Genomic DNA, 1,958 nt, shown 5'->3' on the forward strand with positions numbered 1-1,958 from the left:
GGTGATCTTCTCAGTCATGTCAGCGAGTCTGACCAGCGTGGTGCCAGCACGCACCGCAATTTCCCCACCGGCAAGCACTCCGCAGCGACGTGAGGGTCGGGTGGCCCGGGGGAGTCTCACCCCCGGGCTCCCACGGAACGGAGCGTGACAGTCTCCCGTCACTCCGCTCTTCTCATCGAGCCCACACGAACTCGCGGTCCCACGCCCAGTGCTTGAAGAGTCCCGGTGCTCGTTGCACGAGCCCCGTCCACCATGCACGGAAGCGTTTGTAGCCCCGCAGCCGTTTGTACTTCTTCCGCGCCCATCGCATCAGGTAGGTGTTGATGCGTCGCAGGAAGGGATACAACTGCGACCGGTAGAACCGGCCGTAGTACGTCATCCAGCCCGACACGATCGGATTGATCCAGTCGGCGAGCTCGATGAGTTCGAGTCTGGTGCGCCGGTGAATCCGCCATTCGCGGACCTGCTGGCCCATGGCTTTGAGGGCCTCTGAACTGACCGCGGGCAGGAACGACGTGAATGCTTTGCCGTCCGGATACCGGGCCTTCCGGGGGGCGAACGTATACCCAAGGAACTTGAACGACGTGTGCTCAGCAGAGCCTCGCCGTCTGTTGTCCTTGCAGTAAACGAGCTTGGTCTTGTCGGGATGCAGCCGCAGCCCGACTTCCTCCATCCTCGCTTCGAGCGCCGCCCACACTTGCCGGGCCTGTCGCTCGGTCACACAGTGCACCACCGCATCATCCGCATAGCGTTCGAAGTCCACCGACGGGAATTCCCGTGCGAGGAACATATCGAAGGCATAGTGCATGAAGAGGTTGGCGAGCACGGGCGAGACCGCAGACCCCTGAGGAGTCCCCCGGTCTCGCTTTTGAAGGGTTCCGTCAGGCAGTTGAAGCGGCGCAACGAGCCACCGCTTCACGTACAGCACTACCCAACGCTGGTTAGTGTTCGCCTCCACGGCCTTGACCATGAGAGCGTGATCCACGGAGTCGAAGAACTTCTGGACATCGAGGTCCAGGACCCAGTCCTTCTTCCAGCACCGCTGTCGACACCGCTCGACAGCCTGCAACGCCGACCGCCTGGGCCGATACCCGTAGGAGTCGTCGTGGAAGATCGACTCCGTCCGGGACTCTAGCGCCAGAGCGACCACCGTCTGAGCTATTCGGTCGGCCACAGTGGGCACCCCGAGAACTCTCGTTCCTCCGGGTTTGGGGATCTCCACTGCCTTCACCGGTGGCGGAAAGTACGTCCCCGAGGACATCCGGTTCCAGATCTTGTACAGGTTTCCCCGCAAGCCCTTCTCGAAGTCCTCGATCGAGCACTCGTCTACCCCGGCCGCACCCTTGTTGGCCTTGACTCTTTCGTATGCCTCCCACACCAGCCGCTTCGAAATGGCGAACGGCTTGTCCGCCGGTCCTGACATGCTCACCCGCTTCCTCCCGGGGTATTCCCGGTTGTTCGCGCGAACAGATCATCAATGAGCCGGCCCCTTCGCTCCACCCCGATTACCGGAGCTTCACCGCTACTACGAGCCGGTCCGCCAGCGCGTGCCGCATCGGTACTCAACGCCTCACGGTTTCCGCCGCCCAGCGCGCTCCCTCTCGCCAACTCGCCTCTCTGAGGCAGAGTTGGCCGTTCAGCACTCGCCTTCCCACGTTCCATGCAGAAGCCGCAGACCGGACTCGCGCCGCCTCAATGCCGGACACCGCCTGGCCAATAGACGGGACCCCGCCAGGCTCATCCCGGCGCCCTTTAACCGCCCCGGTTTTGATGTCAGCTACTTGTTTCGACACTTCGTCAGCGGTTCGCTTTCGCTCGCCTTTCCGGTCCCCACCTGACGCCTCTTGGACGCCTTTTCCTCAACGCTCACCACGACGGTCTGCCGAGTAGCCGGGGGGAATCACACCCCCCGGCTCTCACAGAATCCGTGCGTAACAGTCTCCCGTTACACGGCTCTT

At 62.7% G+C, this 1,958-nt stretch carries 1 protein-coding gene; it reads right to left on the minus strand.

Going from position 1 to position 1,958, the window contains the following annotated elements; all coding sequences use genetic code 11:
• Positions 1-172 precede the first annotated feature (172 nt).
• Positions 173-1,423: a group II intron reverse transcriptase/maturase gene (gene ltrA, locus ABZW18_RS34650; protein WP_356195475.1), complete on the minus strand. Its 1,251-nt coding sequence runs from the start codon at positions 1,421-1,423 to the stop codon at positions 173-175.
• Positions 1,424-1,958: the final 535 nt, after the last annotated feature.

Origin of the sequence: Streptomyces sp. NPDC004647, assembly GCF_040609575.1 — a bacterium.
Lineage (GTDB): Bacteria > Actinomycetota > Actinomycetes > Streptomycetales > Streptomycetaceae > Streptomyces.